At 70.6% G+C, this 26,673-nt stretch carries 22 protein-coding genes and 1 riboswitch; of the genes, 10 read left to right on the top strand and 12 right to left on the bottom strand.

What is annotated here, in order from left to right; translation table 11 throughout:
• Positions 1 to 8: 8 nt before the first annotated feature.
• Positions 9 to 170: riboswitch (cyclic di-AMP (ydaO/yuaA leader) on the bottom strand.
• Positions 171 to 468: 298 nt separating this feature from the next.
• Together AC07A4_RS14515 and AC07A4_RS14510 are read right to left on the bottom strand one after the other, a co-directional pair.
• Positions 469 to 1,836 (bottom strand): M16 family metallopeptidase, encoded by a 1,368-nt coding sequence (locus AC07A4_RS14515; RefSeq protein ID WP_478598890.1) that lies wholly within the window; start codon positions 1,834 to 1,836, stop codon positions 469 to 471.
• A 53-nt stretch (positions 1,837 to 1,889) separates the two neighbouring features.
• Positions 1,890 to 3,332 carry a M16 family metallopeptidase gene (locus tag AC07A4_RS14510; RefSeq protein ID WP_478597661.1) on the bottom strand — a complete coding sequence of 481 codons (1,443 nt, stop codon included), beginning with the start codon at positions 3,330 to 3,332 and terminating at the stop codon, positions 1,890 to 1,892.
• Positions 3,333 to 3,669: 337 nt separating this feature from the next.
• Between AC07A4_RS14510 and AC07A4_RS14505 the strand changes: the two genes are divergently transcribed.
• Positions 3,670 to 6,123, top strand: a complete 2,454-nt coding sequence (locus tag AC07A4_RS14505) for a DNA gyrase/topoisomerase IV subunit A (RefSeq protein ID WP_478597659.1) — start codon at positions 3,670 to 3,672, stop codon at positions 6,121 to 6,123.
• Between the two features lie 267 nt (positions 6,124 to 6,390).
• On the opposite strand, the gene AC07A4_RS14500 is transcribed toward AC07A4_RS14505, so the two are convergent.
• Positions 6,391 to 7,578, bottom strand: a complete 1,188-nt coding sequence (locus AC07A4_RS14500) for a CobW family GTP-binding protein (RefSeq protein WP_478597656.1) — start codon at positions 7,576 to 7,578, stop codon at positions 6,391 to 6,393.
• Between the two features lie 384 nt (positions 7,579 to 7,962).
• On the opposite strand from AC07A4_RS14500, the gene AC07A4_RS14495 reads away from it, so the two are divergent.
• From AC07A4_RS14495 to AC07A4_RS14480, 4 genes are all read left to right on the top strand, one after another.
• Complete coding sequence (locus AC07A4_RS14495; protein ID WP_478597653.1) at positions 7,963 to 8,463, top strand: DUF6082 family protein; 501 nt, start codon at positions 7,963 to 7,965, stop codon at positions 8,461 to 8,463.
• A 128-nt stretch (positions 8,464 to 8,591) separates the two neighbouring features.
• Entirely contained in the window at positions 8,592 to 8,828 is a 237-nt protein-coding gene (locus tag AC07A4_RS14490; protein ID WP_478597650.1) for a hypothetical protein, read from the top strand.
• Positions 8,829 to 9,024: 196 nt separating this feature from the next.
• A complete protein-coding gene (locus tag AC07A4_RS14485; RefSeq protein ID WP_478597649.1) occupies positions 9,025 to 9,267 on the top strand; it encodes a hypothetical protein in 243 nt (80 codons plus the stop codon).
• A 339-nt stretch (positions 9,268 to 9,606) separates the two neighbouring features.
• Entirely contained in the window at positions 9,607 to 9,759 is a 153-nt protein-coding gene (locus tag AC07A4_RS14480; RefSeq protein WP_478598888.1) for a DUF6082 family protein, read from the top strand.
• 53 nt (positions 9,760 to 9,812) lie between these two features.
• Here AC07A4_RS14480 and AC07A4_RS14475 read toward each other — a convergent pair whose 3' ends face one another.
• A complete protein-coding gene (locus AC07A4_RS14475) occupies positions 9,813 to 11,015 on the bottom strand; it encodes a citrate synthase (RefSeq protein ID WP_478597646.1) in 1,203 nt (400 codons plus the stop codon).
• A 121-nt stretch (positions 11,016 to 11,136) separates the two neighbouring features.
• On the opposite strand from AC07A4_RS14475, the gene AC07A4_RS14470 reads away from it, so the two are divergent.
• The 4 genes from AC07A4_RS14470 (at position 11,137) to AC07A4_RS14455 (ending at position 15,802) form a co-directional block, all read left to right on the top strand.
• The gene (locus AC07A4_RS14470) at positions 11,137 to 12,405 is read left to right on the top strand and encodes a citrate/2-methylcitrate synthase (protein ID WP_478597643.1); all 1,269 of its coding nucleotides are present in this window, start codon (positions 11,137 to 11,139) and stop codon (positions 12,403 to 12,405) included.
• Between the two features lie 36 nt (positions 12,406 to 12,441).
• Positions 12,442 to 13,377, top strand: coding sequence for a sucrase ferredoxin (locus tag AC07A4_RS14465; protein ID WP_478597641.1), 936 nt, complete (start codon positions 12,442 to 12,444; stop codon positions 13,375 to 13,377).
• A 101-nt stretch (positions 13,378 to 13,478) separates the two neighbouring features.
• Complete coding sequence (locus tag AC07A4_RS14460) at positions 13,479 to 15,128, top strand: sensor histidine kinase (protein ID WP_478597639.1); 1,650 nt, start codon at positions 13,479 to 13,481, stop codon at positions 15,126 to 15,128.
• Complete coding sequence (locus AC07A4_RS14455) at positions 15,125 to 15,802, top strand: response regulator (protein ID WP_478597636.1); 678 nt, start codon at positions 15,125 to 15,127, stop codon at positions 15,800 to 15,802. Before AC07A4_RS14460 ends, AC07A4_RS14455 begins: the two co-directional genes overlap by 4 nt.
• 48 nt (positions 15,803 to 15,850) lie before the next feature.
• On the opposite strand, the gene AC07A4_RS14450 is transcribed toward AC07A4_RS14455, so the two are convergent.
• The 6 genes from AC07A4_RS14450 to AC07A4_RS14425 all read right to left on the bottom strand — a co-directional run bounded on the left by AC07A4_RS14450 (position 15,851) and on the right by AC07A4_RS14425 (position 22,805).
• On the bottom strand, positions 15,851 to 17,443 hold the full coding sequence (locus AC07A4_RS14450) for a solute symporter family protein (protein WP_478597634.1): 1,593 nt from the start codon (positions 17,441 to 17,443) through the stop codon (positions 15,851 to 15,853).
• Complete coding sequence (locus AC07A4_RS14445; RefSeq protein WP_478597632.1) at positions 17,440 to 17,961, bottom strand: DUF485 domain-containing protein; 522 nt, start codon at positions 17,959 to 17,961, stop codon at positions 17,440 to 17,442. The genes AC07A4_RS14450 and AC07A4_RS14445 overlap by 4 nt, the downstream gene beginning before the upstream one ends.
• 88 nt (positions 17,962 to 18,049) lie before the next feature.
• Entirely contained in the window at positions 18,050 to 18,745 is a 696-nt protein-coding gene (locus AC07A4_RS14440) for a response regulator (RefSeq protein ID WP_478597629.1), read from the bottom strand.
• A gap of 98 nt (positions 18,746 to 18,843) precedes the next feature.
• Positions 18,844 to 19,992, bottom strand: a complete 1,149-nt coding sequence (locus tag AC07A4_RS14435) for a sensor histidine kinase (RefSeq protein WP_478597627.1) — start codon at positions 19,990 to 19,992, stop codon at positions 18,844 to 18,846.
• Positions 19,993 to 20,025: 33 nt separating this feature from the next.
• Entirely contained in the window at positions 20,026 to 20,532 is a 507-nt protein-coding gene (locus tag AC07A4_RS14430; protein ID WP_478597625.1) for a DUF1453 domain-containing protein, read from the bottom strand.
• 149 nt (positions 20,533 to 20,681) lie between these two features.
• Positions 20,682 to 22,805, bottom strand: a complete 2,124-nt coding sequence (locus AC07A4_RS14425; RefSeq protein WP_478597624.1) for a DNA gyrase/topoisomerase IV subunit B — start codon at positions 22,803 to 22,805, stop codon at positions 20,682 to 20,684.
• 452 nt (positions 22,806 to 23,257) lie between these two features.
• Between AC07A4_RS14425 and AC07A4_RS14420 the strand changes: the two genes are divergently transcribed.
• Positions 23,258 to 23,488: a DUF7455 domain-containing protein gene (locus AC07A4_RS14420; RefSeq protein ID WP_478597621.1), complete on the top strand. Its 231-nt coding sequence runs from the start codon at positions 23,258 to 23,260 to the stop codon at positions 23,486 to 23,488.
• 281 nt (positions 23,489 to 23,769) lie between these two features.
• Here AC07A4_RS14420 and AC07A4_RS14415 read toward each other — a convergent pair whose 3' ends face one another.
• Positions 23,770 to 24,600 carry a S1 family peptidase gene (locus tag AC07A4_RS14415; protein WP_478597619.1) on the bottom strand — a complete coding sequence of 277 codons (831 nt, stop codon included), beginning with the start codon at positions 24,598 to 24,600 and terminating at the stop codon, positions 23,770 to 23,772.
• A 138-nt stretch (positions 24,601 to 24,738) separates the two neighbouring features.
• Positions 24,739 to 26,286 carry an RNA polymerase sigma factor gene (locus AC07A4_RS14410; protein ID WP_478597617.1) on the bottom strand — a complete coding sequence of 516 codons (1,548 nt, stop codon included), beginning with the start codon at positions 26,284 to 26,286 and terminating at the stop codon, positions 24,739 to 24,741.
• Positions 26,287 to 26,673 lie beyond the last annotated feature (387 nt).

The raw sequence follows: 26,673 nt of genomic DNA, 5'->3' as shown, positions 1-26,673 counted from the left end.
GGCTGGTCCTTTCCTTCCTTCTCGCCTACCGGGTTAGCTGACGGGTTCGGAGCAGGAAGGTCTCCTACGGGCTCCTCGCCTCGCGGCAAGGGGTCCGATTCACCCCAGGGGACGTGTGGGTCCCCGGCTCCCCTGGCTCGCGCCGTACGGGGACTCGGCGATGACTGTCCGGTGCCGCGGACGCGGCGTACTGCCTTACGGACAGCCGCACTGACGCTAAACGCCTCATCTTTCAATCGACAAACGGATCCCGGCTTTTGTAGCGCACGCCACACGGCAGACGCCCAACCTCCATGTCAATTCGGACATATGGCGGCATGACGGGACCCCGGGGGCATCTCTAGCCTCCGGGGTCCCATGAGTCAGGCGATGTTGGTGCCGGTTTGTCCGTGGCGTGTTGGTGCCGGTTTATCCGTGGCGCGTTGGGGCGGTTTGTCCCTGGCGCGTTGGGTCGGTCCGGCCTTGGCGTCAGCCGGTGACTACGGTCACCTCGCCGATGCCGAGTGCCTTCACCGGCTCCGCGATCTGCGCGGCGTCGCCCACGAGGACCGTCACCAGCCGGTCGCTCGGGAAGGCGCTCACGACGGCCGCGGTGGCCTCCATGGTGCCCGTGTCGGCCAACTGCCGGTACAGGTGCGCCTGGAAGTCGTCCGGCAGCTGCTGCTCGACCTGGTCGGCGAGCGTCGACGCCACGGCGGCGGCCGTCTCGTACTTCAGCGGGGCGACGCCCACCAGGTTCTGCACGGCGACGTCGCGCTCGGCGTCCGTGAGGCCCTCGGCGGCGAGGGTGCGCAGGACCGTCCACAGGTCGTCCAGGGCCGGGCCCGTGTTCGGCGTGTCCACGGAGCCGCTGATGGCGAGCATCGCGACGCCCGTGCCGCCCCGGTCGGAGCGCAGCACCTGGCCGAACGCGCGCACGCCGTACGTGTAGCCCTTCTCCTCGCGCAGGACGCGGTCCAGGCGGGAGGTGAGGGTGCCGCCCAGGCAGTAGGTGCCGAGGACCTGGGCCGCCCACACGCGGTCGTGCCGGTCGGGGCCGACGCGGCCGATGAGCAACTGCGTCTGGACGGCGCCGGGGCGGTCCACGATGACGACGCGGCCGGTGTCGTCGGCCGTCACCGGCGGCATCGGGCGCGGTTCGGCGCTGCCGCCCGTCCAGGCGCCGATGGTGTCGGCGAGGATGGCGTCCAGGTCCGTGCCGGTGAGGTCGCCGACGACCACGGCGGTGGCCGTGGCGGGGCGCACGTGCTTCTCGTAGAAGGCGCGCACGGCCGCGGAGTCGATCGCCGTGACCGTCTCCTCGGTGCCCTGGCGCGGGCGCGACATGCGCGCGTCGGCCGGGAAGAGCTGCTTGGCGAGCTCCTTGGCGGCGCGGCGCGCGGGGTTGGCGGTCTCGTGCGGGATCTCGTCCAGACGGTTGCGGACGAGGCGCTCGATCTCGCTGTCCTCGAAGGCGGGCGCGCGCAGGGCGTCGGCGAGCAGGCCGAGCGCCTTCGGCAGCCGGGAGACGGGCACTTCGAGCGAGAGCCGGACACCGGGGTGGTCGGCGTGCGCGTCGAGCGTGGCGCCGCAGCGGTCGAGCTCGGCGGCGAACTCCTCGGCGGAGTGCTTGTCGGTGCCCTCGGAGAACGCGCGCGCCATGATCGTGGCCACGCCGTCCAGACCCTGGGGCTCGGCGTCCAGCGGCGCGTCGAGGTGGACCTCGACGGCGACGAGCTGCTGGCCGGGGCGGTGGCAGCGCAACAGCGTGAGGCCGTTGGCCAGGGTGCCGCGCTCGGGGGCGGGGAAGGCCCAGGGCTTGGCGGTGCCCGCCTGGGGCTGCGGGTGGAGATCCATCGTCACGGACGTCTCAGTCTCAGTTGTCTCAGTCTCAGTCGTCTCAGCCTCAGTCACTTCGCCGCCTCCCCTGCCTGCTCGGTGTTCTGCTCTGCGTCCTGCTCAGTGGCGTCGGTGGCGTCCGTGGCGTCCTCCGCGGGGGCCACGGGCTCGTACACGAGCACCGCGCGGTTGTCCGGGCGCAGACGGGCCTTCGCCACCTCCCGCACCTCCTCCGCCGTGACCTCCAGGACGCGCTGGACGGCGGTGAGGGCGAGCTGCGGGTCACCGAAGAGCACGGCGAAGCGGCACAGTTCGTCGGCACGGCCCGCGACCGTGCCGAGGCGGTCGAGCCATTCACGCTCCAACTGGGCCTGGGCGCGTTCCATTTCCTCCGGGGTGGGGCCCTCCTCGGCGAACCGGGCGAGCTCCTCGTCGACGGCGGCCTCGATGACGGGGACCTCGACGTCGCCGGAGGTCTTCACGTCCAGCCAGCCGAGCGAGGGCGCCCCGGCGAGCCGCAGCAGGCCGAAGCCCGCGGTCACGGCGGTGCGGTCACGGCGCACCAGGCGGTTGTAGAGCCGCGAGGACTCGCCGCTGCCGAGCACCGTCAGGGCCAGGTCGGCCGCGTCGGACGCGCGCGTGCCGTCCTCCGGGAGGCGGTAGGCGGCCATCAGGGCGCGGGCCGGCACGTCCTCCTCGACGACCTCGCGCAGCTCCTGGCCGATGCGCTCGGGCAGCGAACCGTCACGCGGCGGCTGCTTGCCGTCGTGCGAGGGGATGGAGCCGAAGTACTTCTCGACCCAGGCGAGCGTCTGCTCCGGATCGATGTCGCCGACGACGGAGAGGACCGCGTTGTTGGGCGCGTAGTACGTACGGAAGAAATTCCGGGCGTCGTCGAGGGTCGCCGCGTCCAGGTCGGCCATCGAGCCGATCGGGGTGTGGTGGTAGGGGTGGCCCTCCGGATACGACAGGGCGGTGAGCTTCTCGAAAGCCGTGCCGTAGGGGACGTTGTCGTAGCGCTGGCGGCGTTCGTTCTTCACCACGTCGCGCTGGTTCTCCATGGACTCCTCGTCGAGGGCCGTCAGGAGGGAGCCCATGCGGTCCGCCTCCAGCCAGAGGGCGAGCTCCAGCTGGTGGGCGGGCATCGTCTCGAAGTAGTTGGTGCGCTCGAAGCTCGTCGTGCCGTTCAGCGAGCCGCCCGCGCCCTGCACCAGCTCGAAGTGGCCGTTGCCGTGCACCTGCTTCGAGCCCTGGAACATCAGGTGCTCGAAGAGGTGAGCCAGGCCCGTACGGCCCTTGACCTCGTGGCGCGAGCCGACGTCGTACCAGAGGCACACCGCGGCGACCGGGGTCAGGTGGTCCTCGGAGAGCACCACTCGCAGGCCGTTGGCCAGCCGGTGCTCGGTCGCTGTCAGGCCGCCGGAGCCTGCCTCGGCTGTGGCCGTGTGACCCATGGGCATGTACGTCCCTTCGATCGCGGAATCCTCGATAAGTGCTGTCGGTCCTGCCACCATATGCAAGGCTGCAGACACCTGGCGAAGTTCCCGCTCCGCCCTCGGCGTAGTCGGTGTTCGCCGTGGGCGTGATCGCGGCGAGGCGGGGCACGGGGGCGGGAGCGCGGGCCGCGCCCCTCGCGCCCCCGCACGGCGGACCCGTGGGAGGGCTCGCCGGGAGCGTCCCGTCGGCTGCCTCGCGAGGGCGGCTCGTCGGGGCGTCCGGACCGCCTCGGGCACCGCCGACCGCCTGGTCGTGGCGCGGCCACGCCCGGGTCGTGGTCGGCGTTGTCAGTGGGACGGTCCACAATGGTCGGCGTCAGATCCCGCACTTGTTGGTGAAGGAGCCGCAGCAGCGATGGCCCGCCGCAGCACGAAGACCCCGCCGCCCGACGACGCGTTCGAGGAGAAGATCCTCGACATCGACGTCGTCGACGAGATGCAGGGCTCCTTCCTCGAGTACGCCTACTCGGTCATCTACTCCCGCGCCCTGCCCGACGCCAGGGACGGCATGAAGCCGGTCCAGCGCCGCATCGTCTACCAGATGAACGAGATGGGCCTGCGCCCCGAGCGCGGCTATGTGAAGTGCGCCCGCGTCGTCGGCGAGGTCATGGGCAAGCTGCACCCGCACGGCGACGCGTCGATCTATGACGCCCTCGTCCGCATGGCACAGCCCTTCTCCATGCGCCTGCCCATGGTCGACGGCCACGGCAACTTCGGCTCCCTGGGCAACGACGACCCGCCCGCCGCGATGCGGTACACGGAATGCCGCATGGCCGACGCCACCTCCCTGATGACGGAGTCGATCGACGAGGACACGGTCGACTTCACGCCGAACTACGACGGCCAGGAGATGGAGCCGGTCGCCCTCCCCGCGGCCTATCCGAACCTGCTGGTGAACGGCTCGTCCGGCATCGCCGTCGGCATGGCGACGAACATGCCGCCGCACAACCTGGGCGAGGTCATCGCCGCCGCCCGCCACCTGATCAAGCACCCGGGCGCCGACCTCGAGACGCTCATGAAGTTCATCCCGGGCCCGGACCTGCCCACGGGCGGCCGGATCGTCGGCCTGTCCGGCGTCAGGGACGCGTACGAATCGGGGCGCGGCACCTTCAAGATGCGGGCGACGGTCGCCGTGGAGGCGGTGACCGCGCGCCGCAAGGGCCTGGTCGTGACGGAACTTCCGTTCAGCGTCGGCCCGGAGAAGGTCATCTCCAAGATCAAGGACCTGGTGGGCTCCAAGAAGCTCCAGGGCATCGCCGATGTGAAGGACCTCACCGACCGCGCGCACGGCCTGCGCCTGGTCATCGAGATCAAGAACGGCTTCGTCCCGGAAGCCGTCCTGGAGCAGTTGTACAAGCTGACGCCGATGGAGGAGTCCTTCGGCATCAACAACGTGGCTCTGGTCGACGGCCAGCCCCTCACGCTCGGCCTCAAGGAGCTCCTGGAGGTCTATCTCGACCACCGCTTCAACGTGGTGCGCCGCCGCAGCGAGTTCCGCCGCGGCAAGAAGCGGGACCGGCTGCACCTGGTGGAGGGCCTGCTCGTCGCCCTTCTGGACATCGACGAGGTCATCCGCCTCATCCGCTCCAGCGAGAACAGCGCGCAGGCCAAGCAGCGCCTGATGGACCGCTTCTCCCTGAGCGAGGTCCAGACGCAGTACATCCTGGACACGCCGCTGCGCCGTCTCACCAAGTACGACCGCATCGAGCTGGAGTCAGAGCGCGACAAGCTGAACGCGGAGATCGAGGAGCTGACCCGCATCCTGGAGTCGGACGCCGAGCTCCGCAAGCTGGTCTCGACGGAACTGGCCGCCGTCGCCAAGAAGTTCACCACGGAGCGGCGCACGGTCCTGCTGGAGTCCTCCGGCGCCACCACCACCGCCGTGCCGCTCCAGGTGGCGGACGACCCCTGCCGGGTGCTCCTGTCGTCGACGGGCCTGCTGGCGCGCACGGCCAACGGCGAGCCGCTGGCGGACGCGGACGGCAAGCGCGTCAAGCACGACGTGATCGTCTCGGCCGTGCCGTCGACGGCGCGCGGCGAGGTGGGGGCCGTGACGTCCGCGGGGCGCCTCCTGCGGATCTCCGTGGTCGACCTGCCGCAGCTGCCGGAGACGGCGTCCGCGCCGAACCTCTCCGGAGGCGCGCCGGTCACGGAGCTGCTGTCCCTGGAGTCGGACGAGAAGCTGGTGTGCCTGACAACGCTGGACGAGTCCTCGCCGGGCCTGGCCCTCGGCACCGAGCAGGGCGTGGTCAAGCGCGTGGTCCCGGACTATCCCTCCAACAAGGAGGAGCTGGAGGTCATCACGCTGAAGGACGGTGACCGCGTCATCGGCGCCGTCGAGCTGCGCACGGGCGAGGAGGACCTGGTCTTCATCACGGACGACGCGCAGCTGCTGCGCTATCCGGCGGGTCAGGTCCGCCCGCAGGGCCGCCCGGCGGGCGGCATGGCGGGCATCAAGCTCTCGGACGGCGCCAAGGTCATCTCCTTCACGGCGATCGACCCCGCGGTGGACGCGGTGGTGTTCACGGTCGCGGGCGCGCGCGGCACGCTCGACGACTCGGTGCAGACGACGGCGAAGGTCACCCCGTTCGACCAGTATCCGCGCAAGGGCCGCGCCACGGGTGGCGTGCGCTGCCAGCGGCTCCTGAAGGGTGAGGACTGCCTGAGCTTCGGCTGGGCGGGGCCGACGCCCCCGCGCGCGGCACAGCGCAACGGCACGCCGACGGAGCTGCCCGAGCCCGACCCGCGCAGGGACGGCTCCGGGGTCTCCCTGGCGAAGCCGGTGGCGGCGGTGGCGGGGCCGGTTTAGCGACGCGTTCGGGGCGGGGCCCGGCGTCCGGCTGGGCTCGGCTTCGGCTCGGGGTCGGGTCGGGCTCGGGCTCGGGCTCGGGTCAGGCCCGGGCAGGGTTCCGCCTCATCCAGAGTTCGGCCTCAGCCTCAGCCTCAGCCTCTGCCTCTGCCGTGGGCGCTGGGACTCGGCCCTGGACTGGCACTCGGCCCTTGGCTGGCACTCGCCTCTGGGCCAGGGCTCATCCGTCGGCCAGGGCTCATCCGTCGGCCAGGGCTCATCCGTCGGCTAGGGCTCGATCTCGGTCTCGGGGTCGAGATCCGTTCCGGGGTCCAGACCCGGCTCGGTCGCGGCCCCCGCGCCCGGCACTCCCCCAGCCACGGCATCAGGGTCGGCGCCCGCCTCCGGCTCCTGTACGTAGCGCAGGACGCCCCACATCCCGAACTCATCGGCGTGCGGGGCGTCCTCGTCGTTCTCCCTGCACAGGGTCAGCCGCGCGTGCAGCGCCGGTACGTCGATGCCGGACCCGATGAGGACGAGCTGGGTGAGCCGCTTCTCGCCGGGCGCCCACGGCTCGGGATAGAAGCGCAGGAACCGGCCCACGGCGTGCACGGCGTACCGGTTGCGGGCGTCCGCGGACCCGAAGTCGACATGGCCCTTGATCCGGTAGAGCCCCTCGGGCCTGCTGTCGAGGAAGGCCATCAGCCGCCGGGGGTTCAGCGGCGCCTCGGAGGTGAAGGCGAGGCTGTCGTACGCGGCGTGCAGGTGGGCGTGCCCGGGGTCGCCGCACTGGCAGTCGCCGCCGTCCTCACCCCGGTCGCCCTCGCCGTGGTCGTGCAGGTCGTCGAACGACAACTGCCCGACGCGCTCCCCCACGGGCTTGCGGTCGAGGACGAGCCCCACGTCCACGCGCCCGTACGAGGCGGCGACGACGGCCGCCCGGTCGGTACGGCCCCTGACCGCGTCGAGCACGCGATCACGCTCCGGGGCGGGCACGCGGTCGGTCTTGTTGACCACGACGAGGTCGGCGATCCTCAGATGCCGGTCCACCTCGGGGTGCCGCTCCCTGGTGGCGTCGAATTCGGCGGCGTCGACCACCTGCACCAGGCCTCCGTAGACGATGCCCGGATTCTCGCTGGCGAGCAGCATCCGCACGAGTTCCTGCGGCTCCGCGAGGCCGCTCGCCTCGATGACGATGACGTCGATGCCCGTGGAAGGGCTCGCGAGCCGCTCCAGGTACACGTCGAGTTCGCTGGCGTCCACCGCGCAGCACAGGCATCCGTTGCCGAGGGACACAGTGGAGTCGCCGAGTTGCCCGGCCACGGCCATGGCGTCGATCTCGATGGAACCGAAGTCATTGACGATCGCGCCGATACGCGTACCGCCGCTGCGGTGCAGCAAATGATTGAGCAGTGTCGTCTTGCCGGACCCGAGGAAGCCGGTCAGGACAACGACTGGAATCTGCTGCTCACTCACGCGTGGCCCCTCGCATCAACACACATCAAGATGGATCAAGTCGTCAATGCGCGTACACCTCACTGGGGACGACCATGTGACGTCCATGTGCGGTCCATGTACAGCCATGTACGGCATTTGAAGACGGCTCCAGGATATGTGCGCGTAGACGTGCCGGTAGGCGAACGATTCTCCGTGGCGCTCTTGGGGCACACATTGGGCACGGCCCAGGGATGTGTGAGCCCGGTCCCCTGCCGTGCTTCCGTGCGCCTCTTCTCCGCCTCCCGGCCGATCAGAGCCGCTCGGCACCCTGGGAGACGGCAAGCGCCGCCCATCGCTCGCCGGTCGCACCCTGCCGCCCCGCACCCGAAGACCGGCGGACGGCCGCCCGATTCGGGGGTTGACATGGCCACACAGAAATACTGGATACGGGGGATCGGTCCGGCCGCCATGGCGGGGCTCGCGATCACGACCGGAGCACTGACCCTCGCGGCCGCCCGGCTCCGCAGGCACCTGGCTCTCGCCGAGCAGCACCGTCTGCACTTCGCCCTGCTCTGCAAGGCCATGGAGGACGAGGCGCTCGCCGCCGTCCTGGACACCTACGAAGACGAGGTGCCCCCGGAGCGGCAGCGGCAGTTCCTGTTCGCCAACGCCCTCTACACCAACGCTCTCCACGCCTACCGGACCGGGGCCATGAACCTGGGAGAGCTGTACGGACACCTTCGAGTGATGTGCCAGAACCCGGTCTTCCGCGCGTACTGGGAAGCCACCCGCCACCACCGCGCCAGCCTGCGCTCCTCCTCCGAGGAAGCGGAGCTGGGCCGCGTCATGGATCGCCTGGCCCGAGACCTCCGGGAGGCGGACACCGACGAGTGGTGGGTCGTGGGGAATCCGCCCGGCGACTGACCGGCTCTAACCCCCCTTGGGATGAGTCCAGTTGGAGCACGCCACAACGCGCTCCGGCGAAAAACAGCGGCTAATCTGTCGTCGCCTCAACACCCCCATTCCCTCATCCCCCAAGGACCACGATCCCCTTGAACATCCTGCGCCGTATCGGCGCCTCTCCCCGCCAGCGAGGCAGCGCTACTGGCCAGACTTGCCCCGACATCTTCGAACTGAGCACGGGCGATTTCGCCGTGATCGGAACCGAGATGACCGCCGCTCTGGAGGGCGTCCTGCCCGCCGACGCGGCCCGCGCCGACTACGAACGCATCGTCGTGATCAGCCGAGACACCCTCATCCGGGCCAAGCCGGACATCCCCAAGGCCTGATCCGCTCCCGGAACCGGACGCGGCGCCCGACTCCGGCGTTCCGCCTCCGAGCCGCCTTCATGTGGGCGATCCCCCACCACAGGCGCCTCCACTCTCCACGATTACCTCCGCGCGCCATTCCCACCGCGCGCCCTTTCCTCACGCGGCCGCGTTCCCTCTCGCAGCTGTTTTCCCTCTCGCGCAACGGAGCTTTGTCATGCCCGAAAACCCTCTCCGCCGAATAGGTGACACTCCGCGCGAGCGGGGCAGCCTCGGCGGCGCCAACTGCCCGGATATCTTCGAACTGCCCCACGGTGATTTCGCCGTGCTCGGCACGGACATGACCACCGCGCTCGAGGACTCACTGCCCGACGGCGTGACCCGCGCCGACGATCAGCTCATCGTCGTGATCAGCCGAGACACCCTCATCCGGGCCAGGCCCGACATCCCCGACGCCTGACCGGCCACGGGTCACACAGCCCTGCGGCGCCCGCCACCTCGGGCGCCGTTTCTCGCCCCCACCCCTGGGAAGAATCCCGCCCAGGGGTGACTGATGCCGGGTCGACAGGCATGGCGTTCGGCACGCACCGCCCTCCTGTGGGGCAGCGCCGTCACCGCCGGCATCGCGCTCGTGGGCCTGGCGTCCTCCTGCTCATCGTCACCCTGCTCATGCAACAGCGTGAGCTGCGCCTCCAGAGACAAGAGCTCGCACATCAGAGGGAAGAACTGACGGCGTCCCGGGCGGAGTTGCGCCGCAGCGCCGTTCTCCGAGGACGACCTCGTCGTCTACGCCTCGAGCCTGCTGTCCAGCCCCGCCTTCCTGCGCTACTGGAACGCCACCCGGGTCCACAAGAGCCAGCTGCCCGCGGACAGCGCGGAAGGGCGCATGTTCCGGATCTTCGAGCGCGCCCTGGCCGCCCAGCGCAGGGGAACACCCCCGTCCACAGCGTGATCGGGGATGTTCCGCGGCCACCGGCCCCGCGCGGGCGTTCGGCGGGGCGCCGCTCAGGCGAGCGGCGGCACCGCCACCGGCGGCTCCACCCCCACGTACCGCGCCGCCGGGCGGATGATCTTCGAGTCCTCCGCCTGTTCCAGGATGTTGGCGCTCCAGCCGACGACCCGCGCGGAGGCGAACGTCGGCGTGAACATCTCACGCGGCAGCCCGCACAGCTCCATGACCACACCCGCGTAGAACTCGACGTTGGTGTGCAGCTCACGCCCCGGCTTGAGCTCCGCGAGGATCGCCTCGACCTGCCGCTCGACCTCCACGGCGAACTCGACGAGGTCGCCGCCGAACTGCTGGGCGATGCCACGGAGCATCCGCGAGCGCGGGTCCTCGGTGCGGTAGACGGGGTGCCCGAAGCCCATGATGCGCTCGCCCGCCAGGACGCGTTCACGGATCCACGGGTCGATGCGGTCCGGCGTACCGATCGCGTCGAGCGTGTCGAGGGCACGGCTCGGGGCACCGCCGTGCAGGGGGCCGGAGAGCGCGCCGACGGCACCGACGAGACACGCGGCGACGTCCGCACCGGTCGACGTAATGACACGAGCCGTAAACGTTGACGCGTTGAAGCCGTGATCAATGGTGGAGATCAAGTATTGCTCAATGGCCCGCGTCCGGACCGGGTCCGGCTCGGAACCGGTCAGCATGTACAAGTAGTTGGCGGCGTACGACAGGTCGTCACGCGGCTCCACGGGGTCGAGGCCCTGGCCTAGCCGGTACAGCGCGGTCAGCAGCGTCGGCACGACGGCGGAGGCGGCGAGCGCGTCGGCGCGGCGCCGGTCACCGTCGATGTCGTACACCGGCCGAAACCCCTTCGAGGCGCCGAAGAGCGAGAGTGCGGTGCGGAGTCCGGCGAGCGGCCCGGAGAGCGCGCTGGCGCGGGCGATGTCGGGCAGCGCCGCGCGCACCTCGTCGGGCAGGTGCCGCAGCGCCGCGGCCTGCTCGGCGAAGGCGGTCCGCTCCGCGACGCCGGGCAGTGAGCCGTGGAACATCAGGTGCCACACGTCCTCGAAGCCGCGGGTCTGCGCGAGCTCCACGGCGGAGTACTGGCGGTAGTGGTAGAAGCCCTCGCGTCCCCGAACGTCCCCGAGACGGGTCTCGGTGACGACGACACCCGCGAGGCCCCTGGGGACCTCGACAGGGCTCCCCGGGGTGACAGGGGCTGTGGGGGTGGTGGGGGCGGCGGCGGAGCCATTGATCGGCATGGGTGTTCCTCGACTTCCTCCCTGGACTTGATTTGACTGTCCATGCTTGACTCGAGTTCTGTCAATATTGATTGAATCAATGCACAAATGCAGGTGTCGAGACACAGATACGGTGACGCCCATGACGGATCAAGAAGCGGGTGCGGTCGCACGCGAGAGGCGACGGATCAGCACCAAGGAGGCCGCGGAACTGCTCGGAGTGAAGCCCGAGACCGTGTACGCCTATGTGAGCCGCGGTCAGCTCAGCAGCCGCCGCGGCCCCGGAGGGCGCGGCAGCACCTTCGACCCCAAGGAGGTCGGGGCACTCGCACGCCGGAACCGGCGCGAACCCGCCGCCGCGGCGGCCGCCAACGAGCTCTCTGTCCGTACCCGCATCACGCTCATCGACAAGGACCGCTACTACTTCCGCGGCGTGGACGCGGCCGAACTGGCCCTGGGCCACTCCTACGAAGAGGTCGCCGAGTGGCTGTGGACCGGCGTCCTGCGCCCCGGCATCCACTTCACGCCCCCGCCGGAACCCGCGGGGGCCGCACGGCTCGCCGTGCGCGCGCTGCCCGCGCACTGCGCCCCCACCGACCGGCTGCGCGTGGCGGCCATCTCGGCGGCGGCCGCCGACCCGCTCCGCTTCGACCTCTCCGAGGAGGCGGTCGTCGGCACGGCGCGCACCCTGATCCCCACCCTCGTCGCGGCGCTGCCGCCCGTCCTGCACACGCATCGCGACGGCGGGCCGCTCGCCGGGCGCCTGTGGGGGCGGCTCAGCGGCCACAAGCCCGAGGAGGCCGCCCTCCACGCCCTGGACACGGCCCTCGCGCTGCTCGTGGACCACGACCTGGCCGCGTCCACCCTGGCGGTCCGCGTCGCTGCGTCCGCGCGCGCCCACCCGTACGCGGCGGTGTCGGCGGGCCTCGGCGTCCTGGAGGGCCCGCTGCACGGCGCGGCGAGCGGCCTCGCGCACCGCATGCTCCTGGAGGTGCTCGACCGGGGAAGCGCGGTACCGGTCGTCGCGGACGAGCTGCGCGCGGGCCGCCGCGTCCCCGGGCTCGGCCACCGGCTCTACGCGGGCGAGGACCCGCGCGCGCAGGCGCTGTTCGGCCTCCTCGAGGTGATGCCGAAGGCCGGCCCCGCCCTGGCCGCGGCGCGCGACGTCGTGGCGACCACCGCCCGCCACACCGACCTGCGGGCCAACGTCGACCTCGCGCTCGCCGTGCTCACCGTGTCGTCCGGCATGCCCGCCGAGGCCGGCGAGACGATCTTCGCGGTGGCGCGGACGGCCGGCTGGATCGCGCACGCCATGGAGGAGTACGAGGAACGGCCGATGCGGATGCGTCCGGTCGGACAGTACGTCGGGCTGCGGCCGCCGCAGCCGTTGCCCACCACGCCGGAGGCGTGAATCACGCCGGGGCGGGCGCGGGTTAGGCTCACCTCCGTGAGTACGTGCGCGACCGCCTCGCGGGACCTGAACGAGCCTCTCGCTGGCACCGCGGCCACCGCCAGGACCTGGCTGCTCCTGGAACAGTCCGGCCCCTGGGGCGCCAAAGCGCTCACGTCCAGCCACCTGGACCCGGAGGTCGGCCGCGCCCTGGAGAGCGCGGCCGAGTCGACCGGCGTGCGCGTCGCGCTCATCCGCCGCCCGGGGCGGCACGCCGACTGCCACACGCCCGCGCGGCACCGGGTGTTCGTGGCTCACACGTCGCCGGGCGCGACCTGGCTGCGCTCCCATGTGATCGACGAGCCACGGCAGTTGCTGGACCTGGACTTCGCCGCGCTCGGCGCAGGCGACCACGGCGGCTTCGGCGCACCGCACACCGGCGAGCCGCTCGCGCTCGTGTGCACGAACGGCAAGCGTGACCGCTGCTGTGCCCTGCTCGGCCGCCCGCTGGCCGCCGAACTCGCCGCATCGGGCGAGGAGGGGGTCTGGGAGATCACTCATCTAGGTGGTCATCGCTTCTCCCCCACGCTGCTCGTCCTGCCGTATGGATACGCGTACGGACGGACAGCGGCCCCCGCGGTGAAGGAGATCCTTCAGGGCGTGCGCGAGGGACGCGTCGTCACCCAGGGCTGCCGGGGGAACTCCGCCTGGGACCGTCCCGGACAGGCCGCGGAGCTCGTGGTGCGCTCGGCCGCCCGGGAGCACAGGGCGGACGTCCTGAGCGTCGTGCGCACGGAGGGCGACGCCCCGCGCTGGACGGTCACGGTCGCCCACGCCGACGGCCGCCGCTGGCAGGTCACCGTCGCCCAGGGCTCCTCGCTGCCGCCGCGACCGGAGAGCTGCGGCGCGGCGCTGGGGTCCCCGGCGCGAATGGACGTGGTGGCCGTGCGCGAGATCACCGACGAGGCCCCCACGCGCGGGGCAGGCGGCTGAGAGCAGCGGCTCCAAGAGATCCCCCTGAGAGCTGCAGCCCCAGGAGATCCCCGCCACACTCCCCTCGGAGAACTCCGTCCGCCGCCGTACCGTTCGTACCCATGAGCCCGACTCCCCCTGCCCGACGTCTACGCCTCGGCCTGCCGCGGCGCGTCTTCTCGCAGGTCCTGCTGATGCAGCTGGCGATCGCCGCCGGGGTCACCGTGCTCGCCACCGGTCTGTTCCTCGCGCCGCTCAGCAAGCAGCTCGACGACCAGGCCATGCGCCGCGCGCTCGCCATCGCCCAGACGACGGCGGCGCAGCCGCGGATCGTCCAGGACCTCACCTCGACGCGTCCGGCGGCCGACGGGCCCGTGCAGGCGGCCGCCGAGCGCATCCGCGAGGCCAGCGGAGCCGAGTACGTCGTGATCATGAACAAGCTGGGGGTGCGCTGGTCGCACACCGACCCCGGCGAGATCGGCAAGGTCGTGTCCACCGACCCCAGCGACGCGCTCGCCGGCCGCGACGTCATGCAGATCGACAGCGGCACGCTGGGCCGCTCCGCGCGCGGGAAGGTGCCGTTGCGGGTCGCGGGCGGCGACATCGTCGGTGCCGTCTCCGTGGGCATCGAGTACGACAGCGTCCGCGAGCGGCTGATCCACACGATCCCGAGCCTCTTCGCGTACGCGGGCGGGGCACTCGCCGTCGGCGCGCTGGCCGCGTACCTGATCTCGCGACGGGTGCAGCGCCAGACCCGGGACCTCGCCTTCTCCGACATCTCGGCGCTGCTGGCGGAGCGCGAGGCGATGCTGCACGGCATCCGCGAGGGCGTCGTCGCCCTGGACCGCGGCGGGCGCGTACGGCTGCTCAACGACGAGGCTCAGCGGCTCCTCGGACTCGGCGCGGAAGCGATCGGCCGGCCGCTGGACGCGGCGCTCGGCCCGGGGCGCACCACGGACGTCCTCGCGGGACGGGTCACGGGCACCGACCTGCTGACCGTGCGCGGCCAGCGCGTCCTGGTCGCCAACCGCATGCCCACGGACGACGGGGGCGCCGTGGCGACCCTGCGCGACCGCACCGAACTGGAGCAGCTCGGCCGCGAGCTCGACTCCACGCGCGGTCTGATCGACGCCCTGCGCGCCCAGGACCACGAGCACGCGAACCGCATGCACACGCTGCTCGGCCTGCTCGAGCTGGAGATGTACGAGGAGGCCGCGGAGTTCGTCGGGGAGGTGGCGGGCGCGCACCGGGTGACCGCCGAGCAGATCACCGAGAAGATCCAGGATCCGCTGCTGGCGGCTCTTCTGGTCGGCAAGGCGACGGTGGCCGCGGAGCGGGGCGTGGCGCTCGCCGTCTCCGAAGGCTCCGTGTTGCCCGACCGGCTCGTCGACCCGGGGGGCCTCGTGACGATCGTCGGGAACCTCGTCGACAACGCGCTGGACGCGGCGGCGGGCACACGGCACGCACGCGTGGAGGTCGTTTTGCGTACCGAGGGTCTACAGGGACGCACGGTCGTGCTCCAGGTGCGCGACTCCGGTCCCGGTGTTCCTCCTGAGCAGCACGAGGCGGTCTTCACGGAGGGCTGGACGACGAAGGAGCCGCCGGTGCACGGCCAACGGGGCATCGGCCTGCCTCTGGTGCGCAGGCTGGCCGAACGGCAGGGCGGTGGCGTACGGCTCGGGACGAGTCCCGACGGGGGCGCCGAGTTCACCGTCGTCCTGCCCGAAGGGCTCGCGGAACCGCGACCGGTCACTGCCGAGGAGGCCCGATGATCGACGTACTGGTGGTGGACGACGACACGCGCGTCGCGGACGTGAACGCCGCCTATGTGGAGAAGGTCCCGGGCTTCCGCGTGGCCGGGCGGGCCCACAATGCGGCCGACGCGCTGCGGCTCGTCGAGGAAGTGCCCATCGACCTGGTGCTGTTGGACCACTATCTGCCGGACGAGACGGGGCTCGCCGTGGTGCGGACGCTGCGCGAACGCGGCCACCAGACCGACGTGATCATGGTGACGGCGGCGCGTGACGTCGCCACGGTACAGGCGGCGATGCGGCAGGGCGCGCTGCAGTACCTGGTCAAGCCGTTCTCGTACGCGGGTCTGCGGACGAAGCTCGACGCGTACGCGACGCTGCGGCGCACCCTGGACGACGGCGGCGAGGCGGAGCAGGCCGAGGTCGACCGGATCTTCGGCGCGCTCTCGGCGACTACGGCGCCCGAGCTGCCCAAGGGACACTCCCCCACCACCGCGGAGCTCGTCCGCAGGGCCCTGATGGCCGCTGAGGGGCCGCTCTCCGCTCAGGAGCTGGGGGAACACACCCGGCTCAGCCGGCAGACCGCACAGCGCTATCTGAAGCTGCTGGAGCGCACGGGGCGGGTGCGGCTGAGCCTGAAGTACGGCGACACGGGGCGGCCTGAGCATCGCTACGAGTGGGTGTCCGGCCGCTGACGCGGTGCCGCCGCACCCGTGCGGCGGCACCCCGTGGCTTCGGCGCGGTCACACGGCGCCCGCTCCGGTCAGCGACCGCACCTCTGTCTCGGCGTGTTTGGCCTCGTCCGCGCGGTCCCTGGAGGTGACCGTGCCGAGCCAGCCCGCCAGGAAGCCCAACGGGATCGACACGAGCCCCGGGTTGTCCAGCGGGAAGTACTGGAAGTCCACGCCGGGGAACAGGGACTCCGGGCTCCCGGAAACCACGGGCGACAGCATGACGAGCACAAGGGCGGGCAGCAGGCCCCCGTACACCGACCACACGGCGCCCCTGGTGGTGAAGTTCCGCCAGAACAGCGAGTAGAGCAGCACGGGGAGATTGGCGGACGCGGCGACCGCGAAGGCCAGGCCCACCAGGAACGCGACGTTGAGATCGCGGGCCAGCAGCCCGAGCCCGATCGCCACGACGCCGATCCCGGCGGCGGCGACGCGCGCCACCGCGACCTCGCTGCGCTGCTTGCCGTGCTTGCGCCGCAAGGACGCGTACAGGTCATGGGCCACGGACGCCGATGAGGCGAGCGTGATCCCGGCGACCACGGCGAGGATCGTGGCGAACGCCACGGCGGCGACGACCGCGAAGAGAACCGTTCCACCGGTGGAATCCGCGCCGCCGCCGAGATCCAGCGCGAGGAGCGGAACCGCCGTGTTCCCCGCCGCGTTCGATCCCCGCACCGCGTCGGTGCCGACGATCGCGGCCGCGCCGAAGCCGAGCACGATCGTCATCAAGTAGAAACCGCCGATGAGGCCGATGGACCAGACGACGGAACGGCGCGCGGCACGCGCGGTCGGCACCGTGTAGAAGCGGGAGAGGATGTGGGGCAGCCCGGCGGTGCCGAGCACGAGCGCGAGGCCGAGACTGATGAAGTCGAGCCGCGCGGTCCAGTCCCCGCCGTACTTCAGGCCGGGCGCGAGGAAGTCACGCCCGTGTCCGCTGCGGTCGGCGGCGGTGCGCAGCAGTTCGTTGAAGTCGCCGTGGAACCGCATCAGGACCAGCACGGTCAGCGCGATCGTGCCGCCCATCAACAGGACCGCCTTCACGATCTGGATCCATGTGGTGGCCCGCATCCCTCCCATCGACACATAGATCACCATGAGCGCGCCGACACCGATCACCGTCCACGCCTGCGCGGCCTCGCTCGTGCCCCCGAGCAGCAGCGCGACCAGCGAGCCCGCCCCCACCATCTGCGCCACCAGGTAGAGCACGGACACGGTGACCGAGGACGTTCCCGCGGCGATGCGCACCGGCCGCTCCCGCATCCGTGCCGCGACCACGTCGGCGAGGGTGAACCTCCCGCAGTTGCGGACCAGTTCGGCCACGAGCAGCAGCACCACCAGCCAGGCCACGAGGAACCCCACCGAGTACAGCAGCCCGTCGTAGCCGTACAGCGCGATCAGCCCGGAGATGCCGAGGAACGAGGCGGCCGACATGTAGTCGCCCGCGATGGCAAAACCATTCTCCATGGGCGAGAACAACCGTCCGCCCGCATAGAACTCCTCCGCCGAGCCGTGGCGATTGCGGCTCACATACGTCGTGATCGCGAGCGTGACCGCCACGAACACGCCGAACAGCACGAGCGCCAGCGTCTGGTGGTCATCGGTCACCGCTCGGCCCCCTGCCTCAGCGCCCGCTCTCTCTCCTGCTCGAACACGGCCCAGCGCAGATCGAGCGCCGCCCGGTCCCGCCGCAGCCGGGCATGCCGCGCATACGCCCAGGTCAGCAGGAACGTCGAGAGGAACTGCGCGAGTCCGGCGAGCATCGCCACGTTCACGGCCCCGGTGACGGGCCGTGCCATGAGCTCCGGCGCGGTCGTCGCCGCTACGACATACGCCACGTACCAGGTGAAGAAGGCGACCGCCGCCGGGACGACGAACCTCCGGTAGCGACGGCGCACCTCCTGGAAAGCGGCGCTCGCCTGCACCTCCAGATAGATGTCGGCCGCGCTGGCGGGCCGCGCCACCGCGGCGTCCGGCCCCGGCGGTGTCGGCGTACCCGTGCCGTCCAGCTCGCCCCAGCCAGAGGCAAGCTCGTCGTACCACGGATCCTTCACATCACCGGGCCGATCCCGCCCGGCATCGCGGCCGTCGTGGTTCTCCACCGAACTCTCCTTGCCCGCAGCCATGTTCGGCCGCGTGCCCAAGGATGGGCAGAACAGGAAGATCCCTGACTCTTGTCCCCCCGCTCTTCACCCCATCAGGTGAAGGTGATCCTCACCTGCGCGTACTCCCCGGCAGCTGCGCGAGACCGTGCCGATACGCGTAACGCACCGCCTGGGCCCGGTCCTTGAGGCCCGCCTTGGCGAACAGGTTGTTGATGTGCGTTTTCACGGTGGCGGTGGAGACGTGCAGCGCTCTAGCGATCTCCTGATTGGTCATCCCTTCCGCGATCAGAGCGATCACCTCCGTCTCCCGCACGGTCAGCCCGTCCGGCGGCTCCGCCCGTCTCGTGGCGGGATCCGGCTCCGAGAGCCGCTCGAGCAGCCGCCGCTGGATCTTCGGCGACAGCCCCGCTTCCCCGGACAGCACGTCCTCGATGGCCCGCACGATCTCGTGACCACCGGCGTCCTTGGTGAGATATCCCCGCGCCCCGGCTCGCAGTGCCGGGAACAGCGACTCGTCGTCGGCGAACGTCGTCAGCACCACGACCTGCGTGCCCGGATACTCGGCCCGGATCCGGCGGGTGGCCTCCGCCCCGTCACAGCGCGGCATCCGCAGGTCCATCAGGACCACATCCGGCGCCAGCTCCGCGACGAGCCGCACCGCCTCTTCGCCATCGCCGCCAGCACCGACCACCTCGACCCCCGGCAGCAGCCCCAACAGCATCACGATGCCCTCACGCACCACGGTCTGGTCATCGACCACGACCACACGCGCGGGCGCCTTGCCACCACCCGTCGCCCCCTGCACGGCGCGACCGTCCTGCCCCAGCCCAGCACCCGCACCGCCCTCAGCACCAGCACCAGCACCAGCCATGGGGGCACCGACGCGGTGCCCTTCGTCCCCTGTCATCCCGGCACCCTCAGCCTCACCGCGAAGCCCTCCTGGTCCGGCCCCGCTTCCAGCGAACCGCCGAGCAACTCGGCACGCTCGCGCATACCCAGCAGACCGTACCCAGCTCCCGAAGCGGCCAGTTCACCCGAATTCCCGCCCGAATCCCTTACGTCCAGCGTGACTTCCCCCTCTCCGTACGCCAGGCACACCGTCACCTTGGCCCCTTGCGCGTGCTTCCGTACGTTCGTCAGGGCCTCCTGCGCCACCCTGCGCACCGCCTGCGAGGCCTCCGCCGCGAGGAGCCGCCGCTTGCCGGAGACCGCGACGGCGGCTCCGTCAGACGCGGCGAGCTCTCGCAGATAGTCCTCGACCGGCGTCATCTCCCCGCGCAGCGCGGACAGCGCCTGCCGGGTCTCGGCGAGGCCTTCGGCGGCCATGGACCGTGCGGCCACCACCCGTTCGAGGACCTGCCGCCGCTCCGCGTCCCGCTCGATCAGCAGCCGGGCCGCTTCCAGGTGGACCAGCTGGGCGGACAGGCTGTGCGCCAGCACGTCATGGATCTCCCGTGCGATCCGGGCGCGCTCGGCCAAGGCGGCCGACTCCGTCTCCGCGGCGCGCGCCGCCCTCTCCTGTGCGAGCAGCCGCTGGGCGTTGCCCCTGGCCTCGGCGTCAAGCCGCAGCACGTATCCAGCGAGACCGAGCCCCACGGTGATGGCGGCCGTGGTCGGCCAGGGGTCCTCGTTCATCACGGCGAACGCTCCCAGTGCCGTCGCGGCGGTGATCACCGCCGCGCCGAGTGGCAGCCGCTCCAGGGCCAGGGCCGCGCTGCCGCACCACAGCACGGCCGCGGGAACGTCGAACCCGGTTGCCTGGGCCGTGGCGCCCATGCCCATGAGCAGCCCCAGCGCCAGCAGAGACGGCCAGGCACGCTGCTCCAGCGTGGCCCGGAAGTACCCCGCGATCACCACCACACACAGAGCGAGCGCCGCCACCGCCAGGGCGACGCCCCAGCCGGGGAGCTCACGCCGTCTGAAAGTGCTCCAGAGCATCATGCCGAGGAACACCACGCGCACGCCCCAGTTGAGCAACCGTCGGGACCGCGTCATCGCCGCGTCGGCGAGCGCCTCCCGAGCGGGCCAGCGCATCCAGCTCTCACGCGTCATGCCGACTCCTCTCCCGTCCGCACGGGCGCCTCCTCACCGTACGGCGCCGGTGAGCGCGGTGGCCGGGCGGAGGGCGTGGACCCGCAGTTCCAGGAGTCCCGCGCGCACCAGGAGTGACGCCGCCAGCGCGAGGAGCAGCGCGCCTGCGCCCTGGTGAACGCCTAGGAGCAGGCCTATGCCCATCAGCCCGAGCCGCGAGGCTATGCCGATGCCCCACACCACAGCGGTGGCTCTGGTGCCCCGGCTCCACACGGATCCGTCGGGCTCGGACCAGACGTGGCTGGTGCGGGCCCAGGCGGCACCCATCAGCAGGCCGACGAGCACCTCGCCGCTGAGCAGCGCGAGGGAGACGGCGGAGTGGTGCGGGTCGATGAGGCCCGACTCCCGCAGAGCGCAGTAGGCGAGCACGGCGGGCACCAGCCACCAGCGTCTGGCCCCTGTCATGTGCTGCGGCTTCATCTGGCGTATGACGACCAGCGCGACGGCGGCGAGGATCAGCAGCGCGTTGGCGAAACCGGGCATCACGGCCTCCGATGGCATGCGCGGACGAAAAAGTGCGACGCCTTCGAAGTTACGGAATCGGCCCTGCTCAGAGCATCGGACCGGGGGTGGATCGCGGGTGGATCAGGTGCCTCCACCCAGGGGTGGAGGCACCTGTCGCGGCAGCGGAGCCGACGGCTCGCCCGCGGCTACGCGTCGATGCGCGAACGGTCGAGCGTGGCCGCCGAGCTCGTGATGAACTCCTTGCGGGGCGCGACCTCGTTGCCCATGAGCAGGTCGAAGACCTGCTCGGACGCTTCGAGGTCGGCGATGTTGATGCGGCGCAGGGTGCGGTGGCGAGGGTCCATCGTGGTCTCGGCCAGCTGGTCGGCGTCCATCTCGCCAAGGCCCTTGTAGCGCTGGATGGAGTCCTTGTACCGCACGCCCTTGCGTTCGAGCTCGAGCAGCGTGTCGCGGAGTTCGCGGTCGGAGTACGTGTAGACGTACTTGTCCTGGCCCTTCTTGGGCTGGACCAGCTCGATGCGATGCAGCGGCGGGACGGCGGCGAACACGCGGCCCGCCTCGACCATGGGCCGCATGTAGCGCTGGAAGAGCGTCAGGAGCAGGCAGCGGATGTGCGCGCCGTCGACATCGGCGTCGACCAGGAGAATGATCTTGCCGTAGCGGGCGGCGTCGATGTCGAAGGTCCGGCCGGACCCGGCTCCTATGACCTGGATGATCGCGCCGCACTCGACGTTCTTGAGCATGTCCGACACGGACGACTTCTGGACGTTGAGGATCTTGCCGCGGATCGGCAGGAGTGCCTGGAACTCCGAGTTCCGCGCCAGCTTCGCGGTGCCGAGGGCGGAGTCTCCCTCAACGATGAAGAGCTCGCTGCGATCGACGTCGTCGCTGCGGCAGTCGGCGAGCTTCGCCGGGAGCGAGGAGGACTCCAGCGCCGTCTTCCGGCGCTGGGCGTCCTTGTGCTGGCGGGCGGCGATGCGGGTGCGCGCCGCGGCGACGACCTTCTCCATGACCGCGCGCGCCTGGGCCTTGGCGTCGCGCTTGGTGGAGGTCAGGAACGCCTTGAGCTCCTTGGCGATGACGTTGGCGACGATGCGGTTGGCCGCCGACGTGCCGAGGACTTCCTTCGTCTGGCCTTCGAACTGCGGCTCGGCCAGGCGGACGGTGACGACGGCGGTCAGGCCCTCCAGCGCGTCGTCCTTGACGACGTCGTCCTCGGCGACGCGCAGCAACTTCTGGCCGCGCAGCACTTCGTTCACCGTCTTGGTGAGCGAGCGCTCGAAGCCGGTGACGTGGGTGCCGCCCTTGGGCGTGGCGATGATGTTGACGAAGGACTTGATCGTCGTGTCGTACCCGGTGCCCCAGCGCAGCGCGACGTCGACGCCCAGCTCGCGGGTGACCTCGGTGGGCGTCATCTGGCCATGGTCATCCAGAACCGGCACGGTCTCCTTGAAGGTGCCCTGCCCGGAGAGGCGCAGGATGTCGCAGACGGCCTTGTCCTGTGCCAGGTACTCACAGAATTCGCTGATGCCACCGTCGAAGCGGAAGGATTCCTCACCCTTCGTGCCGCCCTCACCGAGGCCGAACTCGTCCCGCACGACGATCGTCAGGCCCGGCACCAGGAAGGCGGTCTGGCGGGCGCGCTGGTGCAGGTTCTCCAGGCTGAGCTTGGCGTCCTTGAGGAAGATCTGGCGGTCGGCCCAGTAGCGCACGCGGGTGCCGGTGCGGGTCTTGGGGATCTTCTTGACCTTGCTCAGGCGCGCCGCGGTGTCGAACGGGGCTTCGGGCCCGGACTTCGCGAACGCACCGGGAACGCCGCGCCGGAAGCTGATGGCGTGCGTGTGGCCCGCGCGGTCCACCTCGACGTCCAGGCGGGCCGACAGGGCGTTCACCACTGAGGCGCCCACGCCGTGCAGGCCGCCGGAAGCCGCGTACGAACCGCCGCCGAACTTGCCGCCCGCGTGCAGCTTGGTCATGACGACCTCGACACCGGAGAGCCCGGTCTTGGGCTCGACGTCGACGGGGATGCCTCGGCCGTTGTCCCGGACCTCCACGGAGGCGTCGTCGTGGAGGATGACCTCGATGCGGTCGCAGTATCCGGCCAGGGCTTCGTCGACCGAGTTGTCGATGATCTCCCAGAGGCAGTGCATCAGGCCGCGACTGTCCGTCGACCCGATGTACATCCCCGGACGCTTGCGGACGGCCTCGAGCCCCTCCAGGACGAGCAGGTGCCGCGCGGTGTAGTTGGAACCGTCCCGGTCTGCTCCGGTCAGCAACGCTGTGGACGGCACGGACGTCTCGGCGGTCACGCGGTTCGCTCCTCGCTGAATTTCAAGGGATGCCCTTGTGGGTAAGGGCTCGGCTTCTGTTGCCGGTCAGAGGGTACCGAGGCCTGGTAGAGCCGCTGCCACGCCACCCTCGACTCGCCCTGGACCAGGTCCAGGCTAATCCAGAAGCGTACGCGTGTTCGATCCCTCGTTGGAGTGAAGTGCACGTCACGTTCCCTTCCAGGCATGAACCATTTAGGCTCCGGGCACGTCCTCATGAACAACCGGCAAGCCAGCCGGGACGGACCTGACCTGACAGACAGCGCGAAACCGTACGACACGTAAGACACGCACTACGGCACATTCGCCGCCAACCGGCAGCAGACAGCCGCCTCGAAAGAAAAATTCGAGGAAAAGCCACGAGCGGGAACGTTTTCGGCCTGGTTGGATGTTGACCCTGGTACGACAGCTCGTCGAGCTAGAGAAGAGGCGACGTGACTACTGTTCTGACCCCCGCGAGCCCCCTGACGGCCGCTGACCGCTGCGACCGCTGCGGCGCCCAGGCTTATCTGCGCGTCGTGCTGCTCAGTGGCGGTGAACTGCTCTTCTGCGCCCACCACGGTCGCAAGTTCGAGCCGGAACTCAAGAAGATCGCCGCCGAGATACAGGACGAGACGGAGCGCCTGACGGCCGTGCCGTCCAACACCTCCGAAGAGGAACGCTGACGCGTCACACCCACGACGAGCGAGCGCCGGACCACCAGACCGGCGACCGGGCGGCTGCCCCTGTAACCCAGGAGCAGCCGCCCGCTGGCGTTCCTCGGCCCGCAAGGGCAGTCGGCCGCCCCGCGGCCCCCATTGAGCAAAGGCGGCGCCGGAGGCCCAAAGCACCCGTGCGACCCCCTCCTTGCCCCTTCAGGCGCCAGTCGAGGGCCCTCTAAGGCTCCGCCTCAGGAGGGCGCCTCCAGGCCCCAGGAAGCGCCCTCCGGGCTCCCGGCCACCCGGCCTCATCCGAACCGCTTCATGAGCCGGACGACGTCCGAGACCCGCGTATAGACCCCGGGACTCCCCGCCCGGCCGCAGCCGCTCCCCCACGACACGAGCCCGATGAGTCGGCCTTGCGCCACCAACGGCCCTCCGCTGTCGCCCTGACAGGCGTCCCGCCCGCCCGCCGACTCGCCCGCGCACACCATCGACGACGCGGTGTACGTGCCGTCCACGCTGCCCTCGTAGGCCTGCTCGCACACCGCGTCCGAGAAGACCGTCACGCTCGCGGAACGCAGCGTGCGCGCGTAGTTACCGAGCCCCGTCGCATCGCCCCAGCCGTAGACCTCGGCCTTGGTGCCGGGCTTGTACGCGGCGTCCCCTGCGCCCGCCATCCGGATCGTGCGCGCCTCGGGCAGCGGCCGGGACAGCCTCAGCACCGCGACGTCACCGGCGTTCGTATAGGCGTTGTACTCCGGATTGATCCAGACGCTGCGTACCGGAATCTCGCTCCCGGCATCGGTGCGCAGATCCTCGCGGCCTGAGATGACCATCAGGTCCTGCATGCCCTTGAGAGGCACCCCGAGCACGTCCTCGCCCATGCAGTGGGCGGCCGTGAGCACCGTCGAAGGGGAGATCTGCACACCGCCGCAGAACTGCCCGGACCGCGTACCCCCGAACTGGGCACGGCTGGCCAGCGCCACCACCCACGGGCTGTCGGCCACGCGCACGGGCCTGCCGCCGACGATCACGCTGTCGGCCGCCGCGGGGGGCGGGGAAGCCAGCGGCAGCACGGCCGCCGCGGCCCCTAGGACCAGCGTTCCCGCCAGCGCTCGGGCGAAGGGACGACGCATGCGATCTCCTCACTCTGGGTTGCCATCGCCTACCCAGAGTCAACGAACGTCACACGTGCCGCATGCGTGCCACGCAGACGGACGAAGGGCCCGGTGCCTCCCCTGGGGAGGCACCGGGCCCTTCTGAGGCGCTGAGACCTAGTCCAGGTAGTCGCGCAGGACCTGCGAGCGCGACGGGTGACGCAGCTTCGACATCGTCTTCGACTCGATCTGGCGGATGCGCTCACGCGTCACTCCGTAGACCTTGCCGATCTCGTCGAGGGTCTTCGGCTGACCGTCAGTGAGACCGAAGCGCATGGAGACGACGCCCGCCTCACGCTCGGAGAGCGTGTCGAGGACGGAGTGCAGCTGCTCCTGGAGGAGCGTGAAGCTGACGGCGTCGGCCGGGACAACGGCCTCGGAGTCCTCGATGAGGTCACCGAACTCGCTGTCGCCGTCCTCGCCCAGCGGAGTGTGCAGGGAGATGGGCTCCCGGCCGTACTTCTGGACCTCGATGACCTTCTCCGGGGTCATGTCGAGTTCCTTGGCCAGCTCCTCCGGGGTGGGCTCACGGCCCAGGTCCTGGAGCATCTGGCGCTGCACGCGCGCGAGCTTGTTGATGACCTCGACCATGTGCACCGGGATACGGATGGTGCGGGCCTGGTCGGCCATGGCACGGGTGATCGCCTGACGGATCCACCAGGTGGCGTACGTGGAGAACTTGTAGCCCTTGGTGTAGTCGAACTTCTCGACCGCGCGGATCAGACCGAGGTTGCCCTCCTGGATGAGGTCCAGGAAGAGCATGCCGCGGCCCGTGTAGCGCTTGGCCAGGGAGACCACGAGGCGGAGGTTGGCCTCCAGGAGGTGGTTCTTGGCGCGACGGCCGTCCTCAGCGATGATCTCCAGCTCGCGCTTGAGCTTGGGGGCGAGCTTGTCGGCGTTGGCCAGCTTGTCCTCGGCGAACAGGCCCGCCTCGATGCGCTTGGCGAGCTCGACCTCCTGCTCGGCGTTGAGCAGGGGGACCTTGCCGATCTGCTTCAGGTAGTCCTTGACCGGGTCGGCGGTGGCGCCGGCCGCGGCGACCTGCTGCGCGGGCGCGTCGTCCTCGTCCTCGTCGGAGAGTACGAAGCCCTGAGCGCCCTCTTCCGCAGGCTCGCCCTCGCCGGGCTTGCCCACGGTGGGGGTCTCCTCGGTGCCCTCCTCGTCCAGGAGCTCACCGGCCTCCTTCTTGGAGGCGGTCTTCTTCGCCGTCGTCTTCTTGGCGGCGGTCTTCTTCGTAGCGGCCTTCTTGGCCGTCGTCTTCTTAGCGGCGGCCTTCTTGATGGCCGTGCCGTCCTCAGCCACGCCTTCACCGACCGGCCTCGCGGCGGCTGTGGCGGTGGCGGGCTTCGTGGTGGTGGTCTTGGCCGCGACCGTCTTCGTCGCGGTGCGCTTGGCCGGACTCTTCGCTGCGACGCTCTTGCGGGGGCGCTTCGGCTCCGCGGCACTGACCATCAGCGTCACACCCTCTTCCTCGAGGATCTGGTTGAGGCTGCGCAGAACGTTCTTCCACTGAGTGGCCGGGATCTGGTCAGCTTCGAAGGCACGACGCACGTCGTCGCCGGCGATCTGCCCATCAGCCTTTCCCCGCTCGATGAGCGCCATCACAGAGACGGATTCGGCAATCTCCGGCGGGAGCGTACGGGATGTGCTGGCCGACACGAACAACCTCTCGGAACGTTGGAAAACGACTTCCGGCCCCGTCCACCATGGATCGGAGCCGACGACCGGCGGCTGGGGATTGGGCCGACGGCGCGGGCGGGGCCATGGAGCTGCACAGCGTCGTGAACGACTGCTGTATTCCCTCCTCGGCTGTCACCTCTTAGGTCATCGCGCTGTCCGTGGGAGCGTTACGCCCAATCTACGTGGCCCGAGTCACACCCCGTATGCGTCTAAAAACACCTAGACGCGGTCAAAATCGACCAGGATTCAACCAAGGGGTGACGGGAGCTTCAACCATCAACCAGTTGGAAGCGCACAGAACCAGGCGGGAGGGTGCATCCCTCCCGGCCGAAAGCGCGCTTCTCGCTTCCGGAGCACGCGTCCCGCCGTGCC

This window comes from Streptomyces sp. NPDC043996 (genome assembly GCF_056435225.1).
Note: the sequence above shows the minus strand (reverse complement) of the source record. Positions and strands in the feature narration are given on the sequence as shown.